Source organism: Phytopseudomonas punonensis (genome assembly GCF_900142655.1).
Classification (GTDB): domain Bacteria; phylum Pseudomonadota; class Gammaproteobacteria; order Pseudomonadales; family Pseudomonadaceae; genus Aquipseudomonas; species Aquipseudomonas punonensis.
Window position 1 is genome coordinate 25,311 of the sequence record NZ_FRBQ01000001.1, and the last position, 20,943, is coordinate 46,253.

Sequence of the window (20,943 nt, forward strand, 5' to 3'; positions counted from 1 at the left end):
AAGGGTTCGAGTCCCTTACTCACCTTCCCCACCAAAGCCCTGTCCTCGCAGAGCTATTCGCGCCCCTCTGACCCAACGCACCCCACGGTAAAAACGGACACCGAGACGATGAACAAGCAACGCGCTTGCCCGCTAGTAGTAATGGTTATCGCTTTTCTTCTTTCTAGCCTTTGTCATGCCGCGCAGGTGGTCGATGTGCTGGGCCGTAGCGTGGAGGTGGCGTTGCCGGCCAAGCGGGTGGTGCTGGGCTTCAACTTCGAGGATTACGCGGCCGTCGGTGGCGAGAAGGCGTTCGATTCGGTGGTGGGGATTTCCCGCGGGGCCTGGGAGCGCAAGGTGCCGACGATCTGGAAGCGTTATGTGGAGCACTACCCGCGGCTGGACACCCTGGCCGATGTTGGTGAGGTGGAAACCCAGAGTTTTTCGGTGGAGAAGGTGCTGAGCCTGGAGCCGGATCTGCTGGTGCTGACCGACTGGCAATTCCAGGCGCTGCCCGATGAGGTGGCGCGGCTGGAGAAGGCCGGCGTGCCGGTGCTGGTGATCGACTACAACGCCCAGACCCTGGAGCGCCATGTGAAGTCCACCCTGCTGCTCGGTGAAGTGACCGGCCAGCAGGCCCGCGCCCGTGAGCTGGCGGACCTGTACAGCGCGGCGGTCAAGGACATCGAGGCACGCATCGCCAAGGCCAACAAGCCCAAGCCGCGCATCTATATCGAGTTCGGCAACAAGGGCCCGGCCGAATACTCCTTCACCTACGGCAAGAACATGTGGGGCGCCATGGCCATCGCGGTCGGTGGCGACAATATCGCCGCGCCGTACGTGCGCGACTGGGGCCAGATCAACCCGGAGCAGGTGCTGGTGGCGCGCCCCGAGGTGATCATCATTTCCGGCCGTGAAGACAACACCAACCCCACCGCCCTGTCCATGGGCCCTGGCGTGGACGCAGCCACGGCACGCAAGCAGCTGCATGCCTTCGCCGCACGCCCGGGCTGGGCGGAACTGCCGGCGATTCGTGACGGTCGTTTGTACGGCGTTTACCAGGGTGCCTCGCGCAGCCTGGGCGACTTCACCATGCTGCAGTTCATCGCCAAGCAGCTGTACCCGGACCTATTCGCCGACCTGGACCCTATGGCCAACTACCAGAATTACTACCGTAAGTACCTGCCGATCCCGCTCGAGGGCACCTATGCCGTCAGCGCCCATGAATAAGCCGGAAACCGTGGTGCCGACTGCGGTCGAGCGCGACGCCATCGCCGAGCACCGCTTGCGCGAACGCAAGCGCTGGCGCAACTGCCTGCTGTTCACCCTCTTGTGCGGCGCCTGCCTAGTGCTGGATATCGCCACCGGGCCGTCGATGCTCTCGCCGTGGGACGTGCTGCGTTCGCTGCTGGACATCGGCGAGCGCCCGGCGATGACCGACACTATCGTGCATGACCTGCGCCTGCCCGTGGCGCTGATGGCCCTAGCCGTCGGTGCCTCCCTCGGCGCCGGTGGCGCGCAGATGCAGACCCTGCTCAACAACCCCATGGCCAGCCCCTACACCCTGGGTATGGCTGCCGCGGCCGGCTTTGGCGCGGCGCTGAGCCTGGCCTTCGGCAGCTTCGGCCTCGGCCCGCTGATCGGCGTGCCGCTGGGCGCCTTCGCCTGCTCGATGCTGGCAGTGGTGTTTCTGTTCGCCCTAGCCACGATGCGCCACGCCGGCAGCCACACCATCATCCTGGGCGGCATCGCCATGCTGTTCCTGTTCCAGTCTCTGCTGTCGCTGGTGCAGTTCTTGTCTTCGCCTGAGCTGTCGCAGCAAATCCTCTTTTGGCTGTTCGGCAACCTCGGCAAGGCGACCTGGACGACGCTCGGCATCACCGCCGGTGTGACCCTGCTTTGCTGCGTGATCCTGATGGGCGATGCCTGGAAGCTGGCGGCCCTTAGCCTGGGCGAAACCCGCGCGGTGAGCCTGGGTGTGAACATCCGCGTGCTGCGCCTGAAAATCCTAATTCTGGTCGCGGTAATGACCGCCACGGCGACCAGCTTCGTCGGCGTGATCGGCTTCGTCGGCCTGGTGTCGCCGCATATCGCGCGGATGATGGTCGGCGAGGATCAGCGCTTCTTGCTGCCGCTGTCGGCCATCTGTGGTGCGTTCATGCTGTCGGCGGCGTCGGTGCTGTCCAAATCCATCGTGCCGGGCGCGCTGTTTCCCATCGGTATCGTCACTGCCATCGTCGGTGTGCCGTTCCTGCTCTGGCTGATCTTCGCCCCGCAGCGAGGCCGCTCATGATCCAGCTCGACAACCTCGCCCTCGCCCGCTCCGGGCGCACCATCCTGCATGGCCTGAGTACCACGTTGGAGCCGGGCGCCATCCACGTGGTGCTGGGCCCCAACGGCACCGGCAAGACCACCCTGCTGCGCGCCATGGCCGGCGATCTGCCGCTGGCCGGCGGCGCCATCACCCATGGCGAGCACAGCCGCAGCGCCCAGGCACCGGGTCGACGGGTGTTGGAAGCCTGGCGCCGCGACTTCGCCTATATGCCCCAGGACTGCAGCACCGAGGTGTCGTTGTCGGTGCTCGAAGTGGTGGTGCTGGGCAACCTCGGGCAGATCGGCCTGCGTCTCGATGACGCGCTGCTGCAGCGCGCCATGGAAAAGCTCTCGCAAGTCGGTATCGCCCATCTCGCCGGGCGCAGCATTGGCTCGCTCAGCGGCGGGCAGCGGCAGATGGCGTTCTTCGCCCAGGTGCTGATGCGCGAACCCAAGGTGATGCTGCTCGACGAGCCCGTCAGCGCCCTAGACCTGCGCCACCAGATCGCCTTGCTCGACCGCGTAAGCCAGGAAACCCGCAGCCGCAACCTGGTGACCGTGGTGGTGCTGCATGACCTGAACCTGGCCTGCCAGTATGCCGACAACCTGCTGGTGCTGGTCGACGGCAAGCTGGCCGCCAGCGGTCACCCAGGCGAGATCGTCACTGCAGCGTTGCTGCAGAGCACTTATGGCGTGGCGGTGGATATTCTGAAGGACCGTCAGGGCCGGCCGGTGGTGCAACCGCTAAGCGCTCAGGCTTTCGCCTGAGAAGCTGTCCACGATCTTTATGCGCTAAAGCTGCAACTGCAAGGCGGACATACAGCGATCTCGTAGGAGGGGCTTCAGCCCCGAGCTTTTTATCAAGGCCGACAAAGAGCTCGCGGCAAAAGCCACTCCTACAAAAGCAGCAGCGATCTATGTCCGCTCCCGCCGCTTATCTACCAAAATCGAAGAATCAGGTCTGGACGATCATGAATAGGTTCTGAGCGCCACGGGTTATCAGAAGGTGTAGGTGAAGCCGGTCTGCACGGTACGTGGCTCGCCCGGGTAGGCGTAGTTGTTCCACGAGCTTTCTTCGTAGCCCTTGTTGAACACGTTGCGCACATCCAGATTCAGACGCAGCTGCTCGTTGACCTTGTAGAAACTCAGCAGGTCGGTGACGGTGTAGTCGTCCATGGTGAAGGTGTTCGCGGCGGTCTGCCCAGCACGCTGATCCACGTACTTGAGGTTGACGCCCAGGCCCAGGCCGCGCCAGACGCCGTCCTGGAACTCGTAGACGTTGAGCAGGTTGAAGGCATTGCGCGGGATATTGGCCAGGCGCGTGCCTTTGGGCAGCGTGCTGTCCTCTGTGACTTCGGCATCCACATAGGCGTAGCCGCCGATCACTCGCCACTCGGGCGTCAGCTCGCCGGCCACGTTGACCTCGAATCCACGGCTGCGTACTTCACCAGCGACGATACGGAAAGCATCATCGGTCGGGTCGATCCCCTGCACGTTTTCCTTGATGGTGTGGAAAACCGCTGCGTCGATATTCAGCAAGCCATCCAGCGCCGCCCACTTCATACCCAGCTCGTAGGCCTTGCCTTTTTCCGGTTCGAAACCCGCATTGCTCTGGCGCGCGGTGCCGGAGTTGGGCTTGAAAGACTTGGAGGCGTTGGCGTAGATGGCGACGCTGTCGGTCAGGTCGTAGATGACTCCGACACGCGGGGTCACGGCATTTTCGGCCTTCTGCCAATCACGATTGGCCACCGTCAGGTCGTCGTATTTATGCTCGAAGCGCTCAAGGCGCACGCCGCCCAACACCTTGAAACGCTCGGTGAGCGCGATCTGGTCCTGCACGAAGGCAGCCCAGGTCTTCAGGGTTTCATGGTCGTGGGTCGGTGTGCGGGTCAGCGCTGGCCGTGGCTGGTTGAGCACCGGATCGAAGATATTGATCGGATAGGTAATACCACCAGGCGAGCGGCTGATGATCGAGCGGTAATCGTAATCCTCGTACTCCACGCCGGTGATCAGCGTGTGAGCGAAGCCCGCCGTCTCGAAGTTGCCAGTCAGGTTCAGCTGGTAGTTGTGGTCGGTCCATTCCAGCTTGCGGTAGCTGAAGTTACGACCCAGCGTCACACCATCGTTGGCGATGCCGTTGGCCTCGACCGCGTTCCCCTTGAGGGAACCGTCTAGGTACTGATAACCGCCAGCCAACGACCAATCGTCATTGAGCTGATGCTCGAAACGTAGCTGCACCATGTCGTTGTCGTTATGCAGCATATTGTCGGTGCCCTTCCCCCAGTAATAGGTGGAATGGCTGGGCGTGCCGCGCTGACCCGGGAAGTGCGTAATACCACGATCGAGCGGGTGATTGTTACGCATGAAATCACCTTCGAGGGTGATGCGCGTGTCGTCGGACACCTGCCAGCTGAGCACCGGGGCGATGCCGTAGCGCTCGCTCTCCACATCGTCACGGAAGCTGTCGCCGCCCTCGCCCACCACGTTCAGGCGATAGGCCAGGCGGCCTTCTTCGTCCAGCGGGCCGCCCGTGTCCAGGGTGCCACGGCGCAGGCCCTGGTCGGTGAACTGGCTGCCGATGGTGGTGCGCTGCTCGTCCAGCGGCTGCTTGGTGACCACGTTGAAGGTGCCGCCGGGGTCGCCACGGCCATACAGCGTGGCGGCCGGGCCGCGCAGCACTTCTACGCGCTCCAGGGTGGAGGCGTCCGGCGAGTTGGGATAGCCGCGGTTGATCGGAAAACCGTTGCGGTAGAACTCGGAAGAGGTGAAACCGCGCACCGTGAAGTTGGTGAGGCCCTGGCCACCAAAGTTGTTGGCGCGGCCAACGCCGCCGGCCTGATCCAGCGCTTGCTGCAGGCGTGTGGCGGAGATGTCGTCGATTACATCGCGGGGCACCACGCTGACCGACTGCGGTGTTTCATGCAGTGCGGTATCGGTGCGTGTGGCGCTGGCGGAACGGGTTGCAGCGTAGCCTTGCACAGGCCCGGTCGCACTTTCACTGGTACCGGTAACTACGGAGTCGGGCAGTTCCAACGCGCCGTCTTCTGGCACAGCCAGAGATGCAGCGTGAACCGCAACGGAGCACAACGACAGCAGGCAAATTGAAGCACGACTCCAACGCATGAAAGGCGATCCTGAGAAGAGGGGTCGCGATTCTAATCCAGCTGCGATTCACTCACAATTGCATTGGATAATCACCTTCATGCCAGCCGTTTGTGAAACGCGCAGGCTGCATCACCGTTGCGGCAATGCAGCCTGAGCAACTACTTGAGCTGCGCGAGCAGCGCCTCGGCAGCAGCTTCGGAACTGGCCGGGTTCTGGCCGGTGACCAGCTTGCCATCCGTGATCACGAACGAGCCCCAATCCTCGCCCTTTTCGTAGTTGCCGCCGAGCTTCTGAAACTCGTCTTCGATCAGAAACGGCACCACGTCGGTGAGCTGCACGCTGGCTTCTTCACTGTTGCTGAAACCGGTGACACGACGCCCTTTGATCAACGGGCTGCCATCAGCAGCCTTGACGTGGCGCAGCGCGCCCGGCGCATGGCAGACGAAACCAATCGGCTTGCCGGCGCGCTCGAAGGCTTCGATCAGGGCAATGGACTCACTCGACTCGGCCAGGTCCCACAGCGGGCCATGGCCGCCTGGGTAGAACACGGTATCGAAGTCCTGCTGGTTCACCGAGGCGAGCTTCACGGTGCCTGCCAGCTGGCGCTGGGCCTCGGCGTCGGCCTTGAAACGGCGGGTGGCGTCGGTCTGCGCATCGGCTGCATCGCTTTTCGGGTCCAGCGGTGGCTGGCCGCCGGCCGGGGACGCCAGCGTGATTGTGGCACCGGCATCCTTGAACACGTAGTAAGGCGCGGCGAACTCCTCGAGCCAGAAGCCGGTTTTCGCACCGGTGTTGCCGAGCTGGTCGTGGGAGGTGAGCACCATCAGTACTTTCATCGTGAACTCCTTACTTGTCGATAGGGTTCTGAGTTAGTGGCTGAAAACGGCGCGGAGTGCCCAAAGCTTTTCATTCATCGCAGGCAGGCAGCCACAGCTCGACAGCCAGGCCGCCTGCCGGGCGGTTCTCCAGCACCAGCGTGCCATGGGTCCGGACGACCCCGCGCAGCATGTCGTTACCTTGCCTACGCAGCTCTCACGCCGCAACGAAAAGGCGATCTACAAGCGAATCGCCTTTTTCTGGTAGCAGAAACGAAACAGGGGTAGCTCCTTTCGATAGCTACCCCTGTTTGCTTATGGCGACCTGTCGCCACCTGGCCCAATCAGCGCTTGTCTTTGCGCTTCTTGTCGGCTTTCTTGTGGTGGCTCATCAAGCGGCGCTTCTTGTTCACCTGGCGATCGGTGAGGGTGTTCTTGTTGCCCTCATACGGGTTCTCGCCGCCTTTGAACTCGATGCGGATCGGCGTACCGACCAGCTTGAGCACACGACGGTAAGTGTTTTCCAGGTAACGGATATACGACTTGGGCACCGCGTCGACCTGGTTGCCGTGGATCACGATCAGCGGCGGGTTGGCACCACCCAAGTGGGCGTAACGCAGTTTGATACGACGGTTGTTGACCATCGGCGGCGCGTGCTCACGCACGGCGTCTTCGAGAATCTGCGTCAGGCGGTTGGTCGGCCAGCGGGTAATCGCCGACTGGAACGAAGCCTGCACCGACTTGTACAGATGGCCAACACCGGTGCCATGCAGCGCCGAGATGAAGTGGATATCGGCGAAGTCGGCAAAGAACAACCGGCGTTGTAGCTCGGTCTTCACGTAGTCGCGCTCGCTGGGCTCCATGCCGTCCCACTTGTTCAGGGCGATAACCAGAGCACGACCACTTTCCAGCACGAAGCCAAGCAGGTTGAGGTCGTGGTCGACCACACCTTCGCGGGCGTCCATGACGAACACCACGACGTTGGAGTCTTGAATGGCCTGCAGCGTCTTGACCACCGAGAACTTTTCCACCGCTTCGAAGATCTTGCCGCGGCGACGTACACCAGCGGTATCGATCAGGGTGTACTTCTCGTCATCGCGCTCGAAGGGAATGTAGATGCTGTCGCGAGTAGTGCCGGCCTGATCGTAAACGATGACCCGGTCTTCACCGAGCATGCGGTTGACCAGGGTCGACTTGCCGACGTTGGGGCGACCGATGATGGCCAGCTTGATGCCGTCCTTCTCGCTCGGGCCGGGAATACGCTTGGGTTCCTCACCTTCGGCGACGATTTCAGGCTCTTCACCATCCTCCAACTCGCCAGCGTCCTTGGGGAAGCTGCCCAGAGCAGCTTCGAGCATCTGGGTAATACCACGACCATGGGCGCCAGCGATGGCCAGGGCTTCGCCCATGCCCAGCGGGGCAAATTCGGCGCGGGCCAGATCCGGGTCGATGTTGTCGACCTTGTTGACCACCAAGAAGCTGCGCTTGTTGCGCTTGCGCAAGTGCTCGCCAATCATCTGGTCAGAGGCAGAAAGCCCAGCACGGGCGTCAACCAAGAACAGCACAGCGTCGGCTTCTTCAATGGCGTGCAGGGACTGCTCGGCCATCTTCGCGTCGATGCCTTCTTCATCACCGGAAATACCGCCGGTGTCGATCACGATATAGGTGCGCCCCTGCCATTTGGCCTCGCCGTACTGGCGGTCGCGGGTCAGACCCGAAAGGTCCCCGACGATCGCGTCGCGGGTGCGGGTCAGGCGGTTGAACAGGGTGGATTTGCCGACGTTCGGCCGGCCCACCAGGGCAATTACGGGAACCATTCGGCTCTCCACTTCGTTAATTCAAAAAATACAAAAGCCGCTGCACAGGCAGCGGCCGCAAATCTCGCACTATCCACCCCGCTCGCCCGGCACTGCCAGGCGAGCGAAGCGCTGGGCTTACTTGATGGTCAGCGCCACCAGTTTGCCGCCGTTGCCGAAGGCATACAGCCAGTCGCCAACCACCAGCGGACGAGCCCGCAGGCCGTCGCTGTCGATACGGATACGACCGACGAAGCGACCATCGACCTGGCTGACCAGGTGCAGGTAACCTTCCAGATCGCCAAACGCGACGTAGCTGGAGAACACTGCCGGCGACGACAGCTGGCGGCGCGCCAGGGCATCGTTGCTCCACAGTGCCGACGCCGAACGCTCGTCGATACTTTCCACGGTGCCGCTGGCCAGGGTCACGTAAACGTTACCGAAACCCTGCGCCACGCCCATGGAGCTGGACGCCTCGCGCTGCCAGATCACCCGGCCGCTCTGCAGATCCAGCGCCGCAACGCGGCCTTGGTAGGTCACTACGTACAGCTGGCCACCGGAGAGCAGCAGGCCGCCGTCGATATCGACGATACGATCAAGCTCCGAACGACCTTGCGGAATCGCCACGCGCTGTTCCCAAACCGGGATGCCACGTTGCACGTCCAGAGCAATCACCTTGCCGCTGGACAGGCCAGCGATAGCCAGTTGGTTGGTCAGCAGCGGGCTGCCGGTACCACGCAAGCTCAGCACTGCCGGAGTGTTCTCGAAGATCCAACGCTGCTGGCCGCTGTAGGCGTCCAGTGCAACGAGGGTGTCGTCCTGAGTCTGTACCAGCACGGTGTCGCTGCTGATCGCCGGCGCAGAAAGCACCTCGCTCTTGACCCGGGAACGCCATTTTTCTTCACCGCTGGAAGAATCCAACGCGATCACTTCACCCTTGAGGGTGCCGACCACGATCATCCCGTAGCCCGCCGCTACAGCGCCGGAAACCGGAACGTCGAGATCCTTTTTCCAGGCAACCTTGCCGGTGGTGCGGTCCATGGCTACGACCAGGCCTTCGACGTCAGCGGCGAAGATCTGCTCGCCATCGACCACAGGCTCGAGCATGTTGTAGATGTCGCCCTGACCGTCACCGATCGAGCGGCTCCACTCTTTCTGCAGCTTCACTTCCTCGGTGAACTTGGGAAGCTCGGCAGGCGGCAGTTCTTTCTTGCTGTTGCTGCTGCAACCTACAGCCAATACGGCCAGGGCCAGCATTGCGGCATTCTTCCAACGCATCACGTCATGCATCCCCTTTGGCCAGGTCGTCGATCTTCATCTGCAGACCACCAACGGCGGCTTCTTCAGACAGCGCACCCTTGGCTTTTACGTAGGCTGCATGAGCGTCATCGGTACGACCCAGCTTCACCAGCAGGTCGCCCTTGAGTTCTTCGCGGCTGGCCAGATACGCCTGATCGGCGTCGCCTTCGAGCAGTTTCAGGCCTTCTTCAGCCTTGTCCTGGGCAGCCAGCACGCGCGCCAGACGCTGACGGGCGAGTTCGCCGAGGGTGTCGTTGGCAGGCTTGTCGACCACGCTGCGCAGCTCGGTCGCGGCATCGTCCAGCTTGCCGGACTCGACCGCCACCTTGGCGACGAACAGGCTGCCGTACTGGGCGTACTGGGTGCCACCGAAATCCTTCTTCAGCTCGCCAGCCAGTGCCGCTACCTTGGCGGCGTCAGGCTGACCGCTCGGGGTCATCGCCGACTCCAGCAGTTGCTGATAGATAACCGACGCGCCCTGCGCCTGGTTGGCCTGGTACTTGTGCCAGCCCTGCCAGCCCAATACAGCGATCAGCGCCAGAGCGCCGCCCGCCAGCAGTGGCTTGCCGTTACGATCCCACCAGTCCTTCAGGCCGGCCAGTTCATCATCATCGCTGTTCAACGCCACCCCAGATACTCCTTAATCGCTAAATCGCTCAAGCCTGCTTGGTGCAGGACGCCAGATGGCCGGCAAGATCCGACCAGGCAATGCTTTGTTGTTCGCTGTCATCGCGCAAAGGTTTGCAACCTACCACGCGCTTGGCCAGTTCGTCCTCACCCAGAATCAGAGCATACAGGGCTCCGCTCTTGTCGGCCTTCTTGAACTGGCTCTTGAAGCTGCCACTGCCGGCGTTGACCAGCAGACGCAGCCCCGGAACTTCGTTACGCAGATTCTCTGCCAGCGTCAGCGCAGCCAGTTCGGCAGCCTCGCCAAAGGCGCAGATAAACGCATCAGCAGGACGATTGAGTTCGGCCGGCACAAGCTGCAGGGTTTCCAGCAGCAGTACCAGACGCTCGACACCCATGGCGAAGCCGACACCTGGCGTCGGCTTGCCGCCAAACTGGGTGATCAGGCCGTCGTAACGGCCGCCAGCACACACGGTGCCTTGCGAGCCGAGCTTGTCGGTAACCCATTCGAATACGGTGCGGCCGTAGTAATCCAGGCCACGCACCAGCTTCGGGTTGATTTCGTATTTGATGCCGACGGCATCCAGACGCGCCTTGAGGCCCTCGAAGTGCACGCGGGACTCTTCGTCCAGGTAGTCGTGCAGGGTCGGTGCGTCGGCGAGCAGCGCCTGGGTCTGGGCATTCTTGCTGTCGAGAATGCGCAGCGGATTGGTCTTCAGGCGGCGCTGGCTGTCTTCATCGAGCTGCTCGAAGCGCTCCTGCAGATAAGCCACCAGTGCATCGCGACACACCGCACGGGCCTCGCTGGAGCCCAGGCTATTGAGCTGCAAGGTCACGGCATCGCTCAGACCCAGTTGCTTCCACAGGCGCCAGGTCAGGGTGATCAGCTCGGCATCGATGTCCGGCCCAGGCAGGTTGAAGACCTCAACGCCGATCTGGTGGAACTGGCGATAGCGGCCCTTCTGCGGTTTCTCGTAGCGGAACATGGGGCCCGCGTACCACAGCTTCTGCACCTGGCCACCGCCGGTCATGCCATGCTCGAGCACCGCGCGTACGCAACCGGCAGTGCCTTCAGGGCGTAGGGTCAGGGACTCTTCGTTGCGGTCGAGGAAGGTGTACATCTCCTTATCGACCACATCAGTGCCCTCGCCAATGCCGCGAGCAAAGAGCTCGGTGAACTCAAGAATCGGCAGGCGAATTTCCTGATAGCCATAACTGTCCAGCAGCGTCGCCAGAGTGCTCTCCAGATAACGCCAGGCTGGCGTCTGCTGCGGCAGGATGTCGTTCATGCCACGAATGGCTTGCAGGGACTTGCTCACTTGTTTTCCTTAGACGCGGATCAGCCGCGCACGATCACTGCCGCGTCGGCTGCGACCTTCTCGGCCGCCTTGGCGCGGATCAGCTGTTCCAGCTCATCCACCAGATTGGTGTTGGTCAGTTTCGAGACGGGCTTACCGTCGATGTAGACCAAGTTGTTCGGGCTGCCGCCGGTAAGGCCGATATGCGCCTCTTTGGCCTCGCCGGGGCCGTTGACCACGCAACCGATAACCGCCACATCCAGAGGTACCAACAGGTCCTCAACGCGGGTTTCCAGCTCGTTCATGGTCTTGACCACGTCGAAGTTCTGCCGCGAGCAGCTTGGGCACGCAATGAAGTTGATGCCCCGCGAACGCAGGCGCAGCGACTTGAGAATATCGAAACCGACCTTGATCTCTTCCACCGGATCGGCGGCCAGAGAAATACGAATGGTGTCGCCAATACCATCAGCGAGCAGCATCCCCAGGCCAACGGAAGACTTCACAGTGCCCGAACGCAGGCCACCGGCTTCGGTAATGCCCAGGTGCAGCGGCTGCTCGATCTGCTTGGCCAGCAGGCGATACGCCTCGACCGCCATGAACACATCGGAGGCCTTAACACTGACCTTGAAGTCAGGAAAGTTCAGACGGTCGAGGTGCTCGACGTGACGCAACGCGGATTCGACCAGTGCTTCGGGAGTCGGCTCGCCGTATTTCTTCTGCAGATCCTTTTCCAGCGAACCGGCGTTGACGCCGATGCGGATCGGAATGCCCTTGTCGCGCGCAGCCTCGACCACTGCCCTGACGCGATCTTCACGGCCGATGTTGCCGGGGTTGATGCGCAGGCAATCGACGCCCAGTTCAGCCACACGCAGGGCGATCTGGTAATCGAAGTGAATGTCGGCCACCAGCGGCAGGTTGACCTGCTGTTTGATGCGGCCAAAGGCTTCGGCAGCGTCCATGTCCGGCACAGACACACGCACGATGTCGGCACCAGCGGCTTCGAGGCGACGAATCTGCTCGACAGTGGCGGCAACATCATTGGTATCGGTGTTGGTCATGCTCTGCACGGCGATAGGAGCATCGCCGCCAACCGGTACCGAACCGACCCAGATCTTGCGGGAAATACGACGTTTGATCGGTGATTCGCCGTGCATATTACTGCCCACCCAACTTGATGCGTGCGGTCTCGTTCGAGATATACGGCGTTACGTCGACAGCAGCGCCGTTGTAACTGACCTGCGCGCCACGGGCGTAACCCAGGCGCAGTTCCATTGGCGCATGGCCGCGAACGTCGAGGCTGTCACCGGAACGCTTCAGGCCACTAGCAACCACTTTGCCGTTGGCATCGGTCACCTGAACCCAGCAATCGGCGGTGAACTTCACGCTCACCAGCCCTTCACCGGCAGCCACCGGGGCTTGCGGCTGAGGCGCTGCAGCAGGCGCTTGCGTAACGGGTGCGGCTGGGGCAACAGTAGCAGTCGATGGTGCAGGTGCTGGCGCAGGCGAGGCAGGCTGTTCGGAAGGCGCGGCCTGAGCTGGCGGATTTTGTTCGAGCAACTCACCCGCCGTAGCTTCCGGCGCGTCGCCCGCAGCACTTTCCGACTGTTCAGCCGCGATGCCCGGCAGTGGCAGATCGGTGCCCTGGTTCTGCGCTTCGGCAACGGCTTGATCTTCCGGCTCATCGAGCGGATGAATCTGCGTACTGCCGTCGGCGCCTTCAACTTCGACATGGCCCATGCCAACATTTTTCAGGTCGTCGAGTTGCCAGCCCTGATCCTGCCACCAGTAGAAGCAGGCACTGCCGACACCGAGCAGCAGCAGGAAGCTGACCAAGCGCAGGATGCTTTGCGAATAACGGGTCGGCTCTTCGATGCGACCCAGCGCATGCACGCTGGCGCCGGTAGCGTTGCTGCCGGTGAACTGATCGAAATCAGCTACCAACGGCGCTTGCTCCAGGCCCAGCAATTTGGCGTAGGCACGAATATAGCCACGGGAGAAGGTATTGCCTGGCAGCTTGTCGAACTCGCCGGCCTCCAACTGGGTCAGGCGCATCGGCGTGAGGTTGAGCTGGGTGGCGACTTCCGCTACCGACCAGCCTCGGCTCTCACGCGCCGCGCGCAGGGCTTCTCCAGGATTGACGCGATGAGCTGCTGCAACTTCGGGTTGGGCCGCTTTCATCTTTGCTCCGACAGATATTGCTGATATTCCGGCGTACCGGGATAAAGACGTTTCAATTGCAGGCCAAGGCTGGCAGCACGGTCACGATCCTCGAAGATCGTGGCCAGGCGCGCGCCCAGCAACAGGCTACGGGCGTTCTGCTCGGAAATCGCGCTGAACCCCTCGTAATAACTGCGTGCCGGCACATATTGACGATCCTCAAAGGAGAGATTGGCCATCTCCAACAGGGCCCGTGGCTGACGGCTGTTCAGGCGCAAGGAGCGCTCGAAATAGGTTTTCGCCTGCTCGCGCTGGTTGAGCATCATGGCGGTCATACCCATGTTCTCGAACACCCGCGCGCGCTCCGGGTAGAGGCTGTCTTCAGCCGCCAGGCTGTAACGTTCCATCGCTTCCTTGTAACGCTTCTGCTCGAACAGGAAGCCGGCATAGTTGTTCAGCAAACGCGCGTCTTTCGGGTTTCTCGACAGCGATTTGCGAAAGTGCTCGTCAGCAAGCTTGGGCTCCATTTCGCGCTGGAACACCAGAGCCAGCACCGCATGCGCATCGGGAGCCGAGGAATCGATATCCAGTGCGTTCTTCAACGGCACTTTGGCCGGGCCCGTTTCACCCTGCTGCAGATAGCCAATACCCAACTGTACGAACGAGTCGTAAGCCTTCTTGCGCCCCTCGGACGTTTTCATCGGGTCGACGTCACCAGTAGAGACACAGGCGGTGAGCAGGCTGGCAATCAGCACAAACAACAGGGAACGCAGCGCGGTCATGGAGATCCTCTCAGGTACGGCTGGCGGTGGAGCGTGGAGTTCCCGCGTCGCCATTCAATTGGCGTACGGCGATATAGCGCTCACTGCGACGGGTGCGGTCCATGACCTGACCAACCAATTGCCCGCAGGCAGCGTCGATATCTTCACCACGGGTGGTGCGCACCGTGACGTTATGTCCGGCTTTTTGCAACAGTTCCTGGAAACGGCGGATAGCATTGTTGCTCGGTCGCTCGTAGCCGGAATGGGGGAACGGGTTAAACGGAATCAGGTTGATCTTGCAGGGGATGTCCGCCAGCAGCGCAACCATCTGCTCAGCGTGCTCGAGTTTATCGTTCACATCCTTGAGCAGAGTGTATTCAACTGTCAGCACACGTTTCTCGCCAAGGCGCGAGACGTAGCGTTGGCAGGCCGCGAGCAGCATCTCCAGCGGGTACTTCTTGTTGATCGGCACCAGCTGGCTACGCAGCTCATCATTCGGCGCGTGCAGCGACAGCGCCAGCGACACGTCGATCACTTCACCGAGCTTGTCGATCATCGGCACAACGCCAGAGGTGGACAATGTCACCTTGCGTTTGGAGATGCCGTAGCCAAGGTCGTCCATCATGATTTTCATGGCTGCGACGACATTGTCGAAGTTCAGCAGCGGCTCGCCCATGCCCATCATCACCACGTTGGTGACGGCGCGGTCTATGGTGGCCGGCACACTGCCGAACGACTTGCAGGCGATCCACACCTGGCCAATGATCTCGGCCGCGGTGAGGTCGCTGTTGAAACCTTGCTTACCCGTGGAGCAGAAGCTGCAGTCCAGAGCACAACCGGCTTGCGAGGAAACGCACAGGGTGCCACGCCCACCTTGGGGGATGTACACGGTTTCCACGCAGCTGCCCGACGCCACACGCACGACCCACTTACGGGTGCCATCGGTAGAAATATCTTCGCTGACCACTTCAGGCCCGCGAATGTAGGCGGTGGCCTCGAGCTTCTCGCGCAAGGCCTTGCCGACGTTGGTCATGGCGGCGAAATCATCGACGCCAAAGTGGTGAATCCACTTCATGACCTGACCGGCACGAAAGCGCTTCTCTCCGAGCTTCTCGAAGAACTGCTCCATTTCCGGCTGGGTCAGGCCCAGCAGGTTGATTTTGCCATTCGTGTCGGTCATGAACGTCACCTTCGCACGCTTCGCCTTAGCGAATGCGAGCGTTTACCTCAGTAGCGGAGAAGAAGTAAGCGATTTCGCGAGCAGCGGAAGCTTCCGAGTCGGAACCGTGAACGGCGTTCTCGTCGATGGAAACGGCGAAGTCAGCACGAATGGTGCCGGCAGCCGCTTCTTTCGGGTTGGTAGCGCCCATCAGCTCACGGTTTTTGGCGATGGCGTTTTCGCCTTCCAGAACCTGAACGATGACGGGACCGGAAGTCATGAAAGCGACCAGGTCTTTGAAGAAACCGCGCTCGCTGTGCTCGGCGTAGAAGCCAGCAGCTTCGCGCTCGGACAGTTGCAGTTGCTTGGAAGCAACGACGCGCAGGCCGGCTTCTTCGAAGCGGGTGGTGATCTTGCCGATAACGTTTTTAGCGACGGCATCCGGCTTGATGATGGAGAAGGTACGTTGAACAGCCATGTGAAACTCCAGAAACGGTGGATTAAAGCCAAAAATTAAACCCGCGAATTATACGCGGGTTCCAGTCAAAAGCATAAGAGCGCTACCCCAAGGTGCTAGCTGCTCAGCATAAAGGGCCGCATATCAACCGGCCCCAATGATTACTGCGCTTCTTCGATCCAGGCAGCCTGAATGGCTTCGAGTACCTTTTCGCCGCCGCGCTGCGGATCGTCGGAAAATTCTGGCAGCTCGACCACCCAGCGATGCAGCTGGACGAAATTAACGTAACGAGGATCTACATCGGGTTTGCCATCAGCGAGCTGGATGGCGATTTCAAGAACATCAACCCATTTCAGGCTCATGCTGTGGCTTCCTGATCAGTGCGGCGCTTCGGCGGCGTGGTTGAGCGAATACTTGGGAATTTCGACAGTGATGTCCTGCTCACCGACGATAGCCTGGCAGGCGAGACGCGACTGTGCCTCCAGCCCCCAGGCCTTGTCGAGGTAATCCTCTTCAAGCTCATCGGCTTCGTTGAGCGAGTCGAAGCCCTTGCGCACTACGCAGTGGCACGTGGTGCAGGCACACACACCACCGCAGGCACTTTCCATCTCGATGTGGTGCTCGTGAGCCAGCTCCAGAATGGACGTACCAGCCTGAGCTTCCACGACCAACCCTTCCGGGCAGAATTTCTCGTGGGGCAGAAAAGTTACCACGGGCATCAGTTATTCCTCGATCTCATTCAGGCTGCGCCCGGCCAGCGCGGCTTTTACCGTCGAATCCATACGCCGGGCGGCAAAGGCATCTGTCACCTGCGACAGACGCTTGGTCTGCTGCTCGATGGCCACGCCATCGGTGCTCGTCAACAAATCACGTAATTCCTGCATCTGCAGTTCGATGACCATGCGCTCTTCGGCATCCAGCAGGCGCTCACCGTCGGCCTGCAGCGCACCTTCAACGGCTTCGAGCAGACGCTGTGCATCGACCTGCTGCTCACGCAGCGCGCGGGCAGCCTTGTCGCCACCGGCGTGCTGGAAGGAATCCTTGAGCATGCGCGCCACCTCACCGTCGGTAAGGCCGTAGGAAGGTTTGACCTGAATGCTGGCTTCGACGCCCGACGCTAGCTCGCGAGCACTGACGCTGAGCAGCCCGTCGGCATCGACCTGGAAGGTCACACGAATCTTCGCTGCACCCGCGACCATGGGCGGGATGCCGCGCAGCTCGAAGCGCGCCAGGGAACGGCAATCGCTGATCAGCTCACGCTCGCCCTGCAGCACATGGATCATCATGGCGCTCTGGCCATCTTTGTAAGTAGTGAACTCCTGCGCGCGGGCCACGGGAATAGTGGTATTGCGCGGGATCACCTTCTCCATCAGGCCGCCCATGGTTTCCAGCCCCAGGGAAAGCGGGATGACGTCCAGCAAGAGCAACTCTTCGCCGTCGGCACGGCGGTTACCAGCCAACGCGTCGGCCTGGATCGCCGCACCGATGGCGACCACCTGATCAGGGTCGATATCGGTCAACGGCTGACGACCAAACAGCTCGCCGACCGCCTCGCGCACGTGCGGCACACGGGTCGAACCACCGACCATGACCACGGCGCCGACATCTTCGACTTCGATCCCCGAATCACGCACGGCGCGGCGACAGGCTTTCAGGCTGCGCGCCACCATGGGCTCGATCAGCGCCTGGAAATGGGCACGGGACAACGCACCGCGCCACTCGCCGAACACCACCTCAACACTTTCAGAAGCGGTCAACGCTTCCTTGGCGGCGCAGGCCGTCTGCAGCAGGCTGCGCTGGGCGCCCGGCTCGATATCGGCAGACAGGCCAGCCTGCTCGACGATCCAGCCAGCAATGGCGTGATCGAAGTCGTCGCCACCCAGGGCGCTGTCGCCGCCGGTAGCCAGCACTTCGAAGACACCGCCGGTCAGGCGCAGAATGGAAATATCAAAGGTGCCGCCGCCCAGGTCATAGATCGCCACCACGCCTTCGGCCTTCTGGTCGAGGCCATAGGCGACCGCAGCAGCGGTGGGTTCGTTGAGCAGGCGCAGCACGCTCAACCCAGCCAGACGCGCGGCGTCCTTGGTGGCCTGCCGCTGGGAGTCATCGAAATAAGCCGGCACAGTGATGACCGCGCCAACCAGCTCGCCACCCAGAGTCGCTTCAGCACGCTGACGCAGAACGCGCAGAATGTCGGCAGACACTTCCACAGGGCTTTTCAGCCCCTGCACGGTGTCTATGAACGGCATGTGCGACTCGCCAGCGACGAAGCGGTAAGGCAGCTGCTCACCCAATTGCTTGACATCGGCAAGGCCGCGCCCCATCAGGCGCTTGACCGACAGGATGCTGTTGAAGGGATCACTGGCAGCCTGGAGACGAGCCGCCTCCCCTACCTCGACGCGATCGGCGTGATAACGCACCGCCGAAGGCAGAATCAGGCGCCCTTCGCTATCCGGCAGCGGTTCGCTGACGCCGCTGCGCACGGCAGCGACCAGGGAATTGGTGGTGCCCAGATCAATCCCGACCGCCAGCCGACGCTGGTGTGGTTGTGGGCTCTGTCCGGGCTCAGCAATCTGCAATAAAGCCATAGGTAGTCAGTGCTTATCTGGGGTGTCAGGCACGGCCACGGCAGCCGCGCGAGCATTAATCGTCGAGGCGCTCTTCGAGCTGGCGCACCTCGTGGGAAAGCTTGTCGAGAAACTGCATGCGGCGCATCAGGCGTTCAGCCTCTTCTCGGCGCGCATTGTCCTCCCAAGCCTCGGCGAAGCGTTCGTTCAATTGTTGCTGAGCGATCTTCAGGCGACCCTTGAAGGCGGCAACACCGGTCAGATCGGCCTCGTCCTGCAGCTCTTCGAGTTCTTCACGCCACTGCATCTGCTGCATCAGGAAGTCAGGATCCTGCACCGTGACTTCCAGCGGCACTTCGGGGCCACGCATCGCCAACAGGTAGCGCGCGCGCTGCGAATCGCTCTTCAGCGTGCGATAGGCCTCATTGAGGCTCGCCGAACGCTCCAACGCCAGGCGCTGCTCACGTTCGGAGGCATCGGCGAAGCGATCAGGGTGCACGCTGCGAGCCAGCTCGCGATAACGCGCCGCCAACTGCTCGAGATCCAGACGAAAGCTCGGCTGCAGCTCGAACAGGGCGAAATGACAAGGACCGGAGCTGTTCATCAGATGTTGAAGCTTTCGCCACAGCCGCATTCGCCACGGACGTTCGGGTTGTTGAACTTGAAGCCTTCGTTCAACCCTTCCTTGACGAAATCGAGCTCGGTGCCGTCGAGGTAGACCAGGCTCTTGGGATCGATGATCACCTTGACGCCATGGCTCTCGAACACCTGATCTTCGCCGGCGGTTTCGTCGACGAACTCCAACACGTAGGCCAGACCGGAGCAGCCCGTGGTGCGGACACCCAGGCGGATACCCTCACCTTTTCCGCGCCCGTCGAGGGAACGCTGGATATGCTGGGCGGCAGCCTGAGTCATGCTGATAGCCATCGACAAACCTCCTTAGAGCAAACCTTTCTTCTGTTTGTAATCGCGCACTGCCGCCTTGATGGCGTCCTCGGCGAGAACGGAACAGTGAATCTTCACGGGCGGCAGAGCCAGTTCTTCGGCAAGCTGAGTGTTGCTGATGGTGACAGCCTCATCCAGGGTCTTGCCTTTCATCCACTCGGTCGCCAGGGAGCTGGAGGCGATGGCGGAACCGCAGCCGTAGGTTTTGAACTTGGCGTCTTCGATAACACCAGCGTCGCTGACCTTGATCTGCAGGCGCATCACGTCGCCGCAAGCCGGCGCGCCGACCATGCCGGTGCCGACGTCTGGGTCTTCCGCGTTCATCTTGCCGACGTTACGCGGGTTCTCGTAGTGGTCGATGACCTTTTCGCTGTAAGCCATTTTTCAATCCTCTCTCATCAGGCGCCGCTCACCGGCAGCTTTTAGTGTGCTGCCCATTCCACTTTGGAAATGTCGACACCTTCTTTGAACATGTCCCAGAGCGGCGACAGATCGCGCAGCTTGGTGACCGCCTCACGGACTTTCTCGGCGGCGTAGTCGACTTCTTCTTCGGTGGTGAAACGGCCGAAGGTGAAGCGAATGGAGCTGTGTGCCAATTCGTCGTTGCGACCCAGTGCGCGCAGCACGTAGGACGGCTCAAGCGAGGCCGAGGTACAGGCCGAACCGGACGATACCGCCAGATCCTTGAGAGCCATGATCAGCGACTCGCCTTCGACATAGTTGAAGCTCAGGTTCAGGTTGTGCGGTACACGGGCAGTCATGCTGCCGTTGATGTACAGCTCTTCCAGATCTTCGACATGTTTGAAGAAGCGGTCACGCAGGGCCAACACTTTGGCGTTCTCTGCAGCCATTTCTTCCTTGGCGATACGGAAGGCTTCGCCCATGCCGACGCACTGGTGAGTCGCCAGGGTGCCCGAACGCATGCCGCGCTCGTGGCCGCCACCGTGGGTCTGGGCTTCCAGACGCACACGCGGCTTACGGCGAACGTACAGGGCGCCAACGCCTTTCGGGCCATAGGTCTTGTGCGCCGAGAAGGACATCAAATCGACCTTCAGAGCCTGCAGATCAATCTCGACCTTGCCGGTCGACTGAGCAGCATCGACGTGGAAGAACACACCACGAGCGCGCAGCAATTCGCCGATCGCGGCGATGTCATTGACGGTACCGATTTCGTTGTTGACGTGCATGATCGACACCAGAATGGTGTCTTCACGCAGCGACGCCTCGACCATGGCCGGGGTGATCAAGCCATCTTCACCGGGCTCGATGTAAGTCACTTCGAAGCCTTCACGCTCGAGCTGACGCATGGTATCGAGGACAGCTTTGTGCTCGATCTTCGAGGTGATCAGGTGCTTGCCCTTGCTGGCGTAGAAGTTTGCAATGCCCTTGATCGCGAGGTTGTCGGATTCGGTCGCACCGGAGGTCCAGACGATTTCACGCGGATCGGCGCTGACCAGTTCAGCAACCTGGCGACGGGCATTTTCCACGGCCTCTTCGGCTTTCCAGCCAAATACGTGGGAGCGCGAGGCAGGGTTGCCGAAGTTGCCGTCATTGGTCAGGCATTCGATCATTTTTTGCGCAACACGTGGATCGACCGGAGTTGTCGCGGAGTAGTCCATATAGATCGGCAATTTCATTTCGGTATCTCCTAATCAGGTATCAGGC

At 61.4% G+C, this 20,943-nt stretch carries 21 protein-coding genes; 3 read left to right on the forward strand and 18 right to left on the reverse strand.

Features of this window, described 5'->3' with window-relative positions:
• Positions 1–108 precede the first annotated feature (108 nt).
• Genes BUC40_RS00100 through BUC40_RS00110 form a run of 3 tightly spaced genes read left to right on the forward strand, consistent with a single transcriptional unit; the run spans position 109 to position 3,060 of the window.
• Positions 109–1,209 (forward strand): ABC transporter substrate-binding protein, encoded by a 1,101-nt coding sequence (locus BUC40_RS00100; RefSeq protein WP_073261376.1) that lies wholly within the window; start codon positions 109–111, stop codon positions 1,207–1,209.
• Positions 1,187–2,272 (forward strand): FecCD family ABC transporter permease, encoded by a 1,086-nt coding sequence (locus BUC40_RS00105; protein ID WP_208605734.1) that lies wholly within the window; start codon positions 1,187–1,189, stop codon positions 2,270–2,272. Before BUC40_RS00100 ends, BUC40_RS00105 begins: the two co-directional genes overlap by 23 nt.
• On the forward strand, positions 2,269–3,060 hold the full coding sequence (locus BUC40_RS00110) for an ABC transporter ATP-binding protein (RefSeq protein ID WP_073261378.1): 792 nt from the start codon (positions 2,269–2,271) through the stop codon (positions 3,058–3,060). Before BUC40_RS00105 ends, BUC40_RS00110 begins: the two co-directional genes overlap by 4 nt.
• 231 nt (positions 3,061–3,291) lie before the next feature.
• Here the strand turns inward: BUC40_RS00110 and BUC40_RS00115 are convergent, their stop codons facing one another.
• From BUC40_RS00115 to BUC40_RS00200, 18 genes are all read right to left on the reverse strand, one after another.
• The gene (locus BUC40_RS00115; protein WP_073261380.1) at positions 3,292–5,415 is read right to left on the reverse strand and encodes a TonB-dependent siderophore receptor; all 2,124 of its coding nucleotides are present in this window, start codon (positions 5,413–5,415) and stop codon (positions 3,292–3,294) included.
• 140 nt (positions 5,416–5,555) lie between these two features.
• On the reverse strand, positions 5,556–6,233 hold the full coding sequence (locus tag BUC40_RS00120; RefSeq protein ID WP_073261382.1) for a type 1 glutamine amidotransferase domain-containing protein: 678 nt from the start codon (positions 6,231–6,233) through the stop codon (positions 5,556–5,558).
• Positions 6,234–6,556: 323 nt separating this feature from the next.
• A complete protein-coding gene (gene der, locus BUC40_RS00125) occupies positions 6,557–8,029 on the reverse strand; it encodes a ribosome biogenesis GTPase Der (RefSeq protein WP_073261384.1) in 1,473 nt (490 codons plus the stop codon).
• A gap of 117 nt (positions 8,030–8,146) precedes the next feature.
• Positions 8,147–9,298 (reverse strand): outer membrane protein assembly factor BamB, encoded by a 1,152-nt coding sequence (gene bamB, locus BUC40_RS00130; protein ID WP_073261387.1) that lies wholly within the window; start codon positions 9,296–9,298, stop codon positions 8,147–8,149.
• Positions 9,291–9,929 carry a tetratricopeptide repeat protein gene (locus tag BUC40_RS00135; protein ID WP_073263798.1) on the reverse strand — a complete coding sequence of 213 codons (639 nt, stop codon included), beginning with the start codon at positions 9,927–9,929 and terminating at the stop codon, positions 9,291–9,293. Before BUC40_RS00135 ends, bamB begins: the two co-directional genes overlap by 8 nt.
• Before the next feature lie 34 nt (positions 9,930–9,963).
• Positions 9,964–11,253 carry a histidine--tRNA ligase gene (hisS, locus tag BUC40_RS00140; protein ID WP_073261390.1) on the reverse strand — a complete coding sequence of 430 codons (1,290 nt, stop codon included), beginning with the start codon at positions 11,251–11,253 and terminating at the stop codon, positions 9,964–9,966.
• A 20-nt stretch (positions 11,254–11,273) separates the two neighbouring features.
• Entirely contained in the window at positions 11,274–12,386 is a 1,113-nt protein-coding gene (gene ispG / locus BUC40_RS00145; RefSeq protein ID WP_073261393.1) for a flavodoxin-dependent (E)-4-hydroxy-3-methylbut-2-enyl-diphosphate synthase, read from the reverse strand.
• Between the two features lies 1 nt (position 12,387).
• Complete coding sequence (locus BUC40_RS00150; RefSeq protein WP_073261395.1) at positions 12,388–13,410, reverse strand: RodZ domain-containing protein; 1,023 nt, start codon at positions 13,408–13,410, stop codon at positions 12,388–12,390.
• A complete protein-coding gene (pilW, locus tag BUC40_RS00155; RefSeq protein WP_073261398.1) occupies positions 13,407–14,171 on the reverse strand; it encodes a type IV pilus biogenesis/stability protein PilW in 765 nt (254 codons plus the stop codon). Before pilW ends, BUC40_RS00150 begins: the two co-directional genes overlap by 4 nt.
• Before the next feature lie 10 nt (positions 14,172–14,181).
• Positions 14,182–15,330, reverse strand: coding sequence for a dual-specificity RNA methyltransferase RlmN (rlmN, locus tag BUC40_RS00160; protein WP_073261401.1), 1,149 nt, complete (start codon positions 15,328–15,330; stop codon positions 14,182–14,184).
• A 25-nt stretch (positions 15,331–15,355) separates the two neighbouring features.
• On the reverse strand, positions 15,356–15,787 hold the full coding sequence (ndk, locus tag BUC40_RS00165) for a nucleoside-diphosphate kinase (RefSeq protein WP_073261403.1): 432 nt from the start codon (positions 15,785–15,787) through the stop codon (positions 15,356–15,358).
• A gap of 140 nt (positions 15,788–15,927) precedes the next feature.
• Positions 15,928–16,128, reverse strand: coding sequence for a Fe-S cluster assembly protein IscX (gene iscX, locus BUC40_RS00170; protein ID WP_042555297.1), 201 nt, complete (start codon positions 16,126–16,128; stop codon positions 15,928–15,930).
• A gap of 15 nt (positions 16,129–16,143) precedes the next feature.
• Positions 16,144–16,485 (reverse strand): ISC system 2Fe-2S type ferredoxin, encoded by a 342-nt coding sequence (gene fdx, locus BUC40_RS00175; RefSeq protein ID WP_073261405.1) that lies wholly within the window; start codon positions 16,483–16,485, stop codon positions 16,144–16,146.
• A gap of 3 nt (positions 16,486–16,488) precedes the next feature.
• On the reverse strand, positions 16,489–18,354 hold the full coding sequence (gene hscA / locus BUC40_RS00180) for a Fe-S protein assembly chaperone HscA (protein WP_073261407.1): 1,866 nt from the start codon (positions 18,352–18,354) through the stop codon (positions 16,489–16,491).
• Positions 18,355–18,409: 55 nt separating this feature from the next.
• Positions 18,410–18,937, reverse strand: a complete 528-nt coding sequence (gene hscB, locus BUC40_RS00185) for a co-chaperone HscB (RefSeq protein ID WP_073261409.1) — start codon at positions 18,935–18,937, stop codon at positions 18,410–18,412.
• Positions 18,937–19,260 (reverse strand): iron-sulfur cluster assembly protein IscA, encoded by a 324-nt coding sequence (gene iscA, locus BUC40_RS00190; RefSeq protein WP_070883323.1) that lies wholly within the window; start codon positions 19,258–19,260, stop codon positions 18,937–18,939. Before iscA ends, hscB begins: the two co-directional genes overlap by 1 nt.
• Positions 19,261–19,272: 12 nt before the next feature.
• Positions 19,273–19,659 carry a Fe-S cluster assembly scaffold IscU gene (gene iscU, locus BUC40_RS00195; RefSeq protein WP_070883324.1) on the reverse strand — a complete coding sequence of 129 codons (387 nt, stop codon included), beginning with the start codon at positions 19,657–19,659 and terminating at the stop codon, positions 19,273–19,275.
• Positions 19,660–19,700: 41 nt separating this feature from the next.
• Positions 19,701–20,915 carry an IscS subfamily cysteine desulfurase gene (locus BUC40_RS00200; protein WP_073261410.1) on the reverse strand — a complete coding sequence of 405 codons (1,215 nt, stop codon included), beginning with the start codon at positions 20,913–20,915 and terminating at the stop codon, positions 19,701–19,703.
• Between the last annotated feature and the right edge of the window lie 28 nt (positions 20,916–20,943).

Excerpts from the sequence above, each read along its gene's own strand:
- ndk (WP_073261403.1), bottom strand. The coding sequence starts at position 15,787 with ATGGCTGTTCAACGTACCTTCTCCATCATCAAGCCGGATGCCGTCGCT.
- BUC40_RS00105 (WP_208605734.1), top strand. The coding sequence starts at position 1,187 with ATGCCGTCAGCGCCCATGAATAAGCCGGAAACCGTGGTGCCGACTGCG.
- ispG (WP_073261393.1), bottom strand. The coding sequence starts at position 12,386 with ATGCACGGCGAATCACCGATCAAACGTCGTATTTCCCGCAAGATCTGG.
- BUC40_RS00150 (WP_073261395.1), bottom strand. The coding sequence starts at position 13,410 with ATGAAAGCGGCCCAACCCGAAGTTGCAGCAGCTCATCGCGTCAATCCT.
- BUC40_RS00115 (WP_073261380.1), bottom strand. The coding sequence starts at position 5,415 with ATGCGTTGGAGTCGTGCTTCAATTTGCCTGCTGTCGTTGTGCTCCGTT.
- rlmN (WP_073261401.1), bottom strand. The coding sequence starts at position 15,330 with ATGACCGACACGAATGGCAAAATCAACCTGCTGGGCCTGACCCAGCCG.
- hscA (WP_073261407.1), bottom strand. The coding sequence starts at position 18,354 with ATGGCTTTATTGCAGATTGCTGAGCCCGGACAGAGCCCACAACCACAC.
- der (WP_073261384.1), bottom strand. The coding sequence starts at position 8,029 with ATGGTTCCCGTAATTGCCCTGGTGGGCCGGCCGAACGTCGGCAAATCC.
- bamB (WP_073261387.1), bottom strand. The coding sequence starts at position 9,298 with ATGCATGACGTGATGCGTTGGAAGAATGCCGCAATGCTGGCCCTGGCC.
- fdx (WP_073261405.1), bottom strand. The coding sequence starts at position 16,485 with ATGCCCGTGGTAACTTTTCTGCCCCACGAGAAATTCTGCCCGGAAGGG.
- iscA (WP_070883323.1), bottom strand. The coding sequence starts at position 19,260 with ATGGCTATCAGCATGACTCAGGCTGCCGCCCAGCATATCCAGCGTTCC.
- iscX (WP_042555297.1), bottom strand. The coding sequence starts at position 16,128 with ATGAGCCTGAAATGGGTTGATGTTCTTGAAATCGCCATCCAGCTCGCT.
- iscU (WP_070883324.1), bottom strand. The coding sequence starts at position 19,659 with ATGGCTTACAGCGAAAAGGTCATCGACCACTACGAGAACCCGCGTAAC.
- BUC40_RS00200 (WP_073261410.1), bottom strand. The coding sequence starts at position 20,915 with ATGAAATTGCCGATCTATATGGACTACTCCGCGACAACTCCGGTCGAT.
- pilW (WP_073261398.1), bottom strand. The coding sequence starts at position 14,171 with ATGACCGCGCTGCGTTCCCTGTTGTTTGTGCTGATTGCCAGCCTGCTC.
- hscB (WP_073261409.1), bottom strand. The coding sequence starts at position 18,937 with ATGAACAGCTCCGGTCCTTGTCATTTCGCCCTGTTCGAGCTGCAGCCG.
- BUC40_RS00120 (WP_073261382.1), bottom strand. The coding sequence starts at position 6,233 with ATGAAAGTACTGATGGTGCTCACCTCCCACGACCAGCTCGGCAACACC.
- BUC40_RS00110 (WP_073261378.1), top strand. The coding sequence starts at position 2,269 with ATGATCCAGCTCGACAACCTCGCCCTCGCCCGCTCCGGGCGCACCATC.
- BUC40_RS00100 (WP_073261376.1), top strand. The coding sequence starts at position 109 with ATGAACAAGCAACGCGCTTGCCCGCTAGTAGTAATGGTTATCGCTTTT.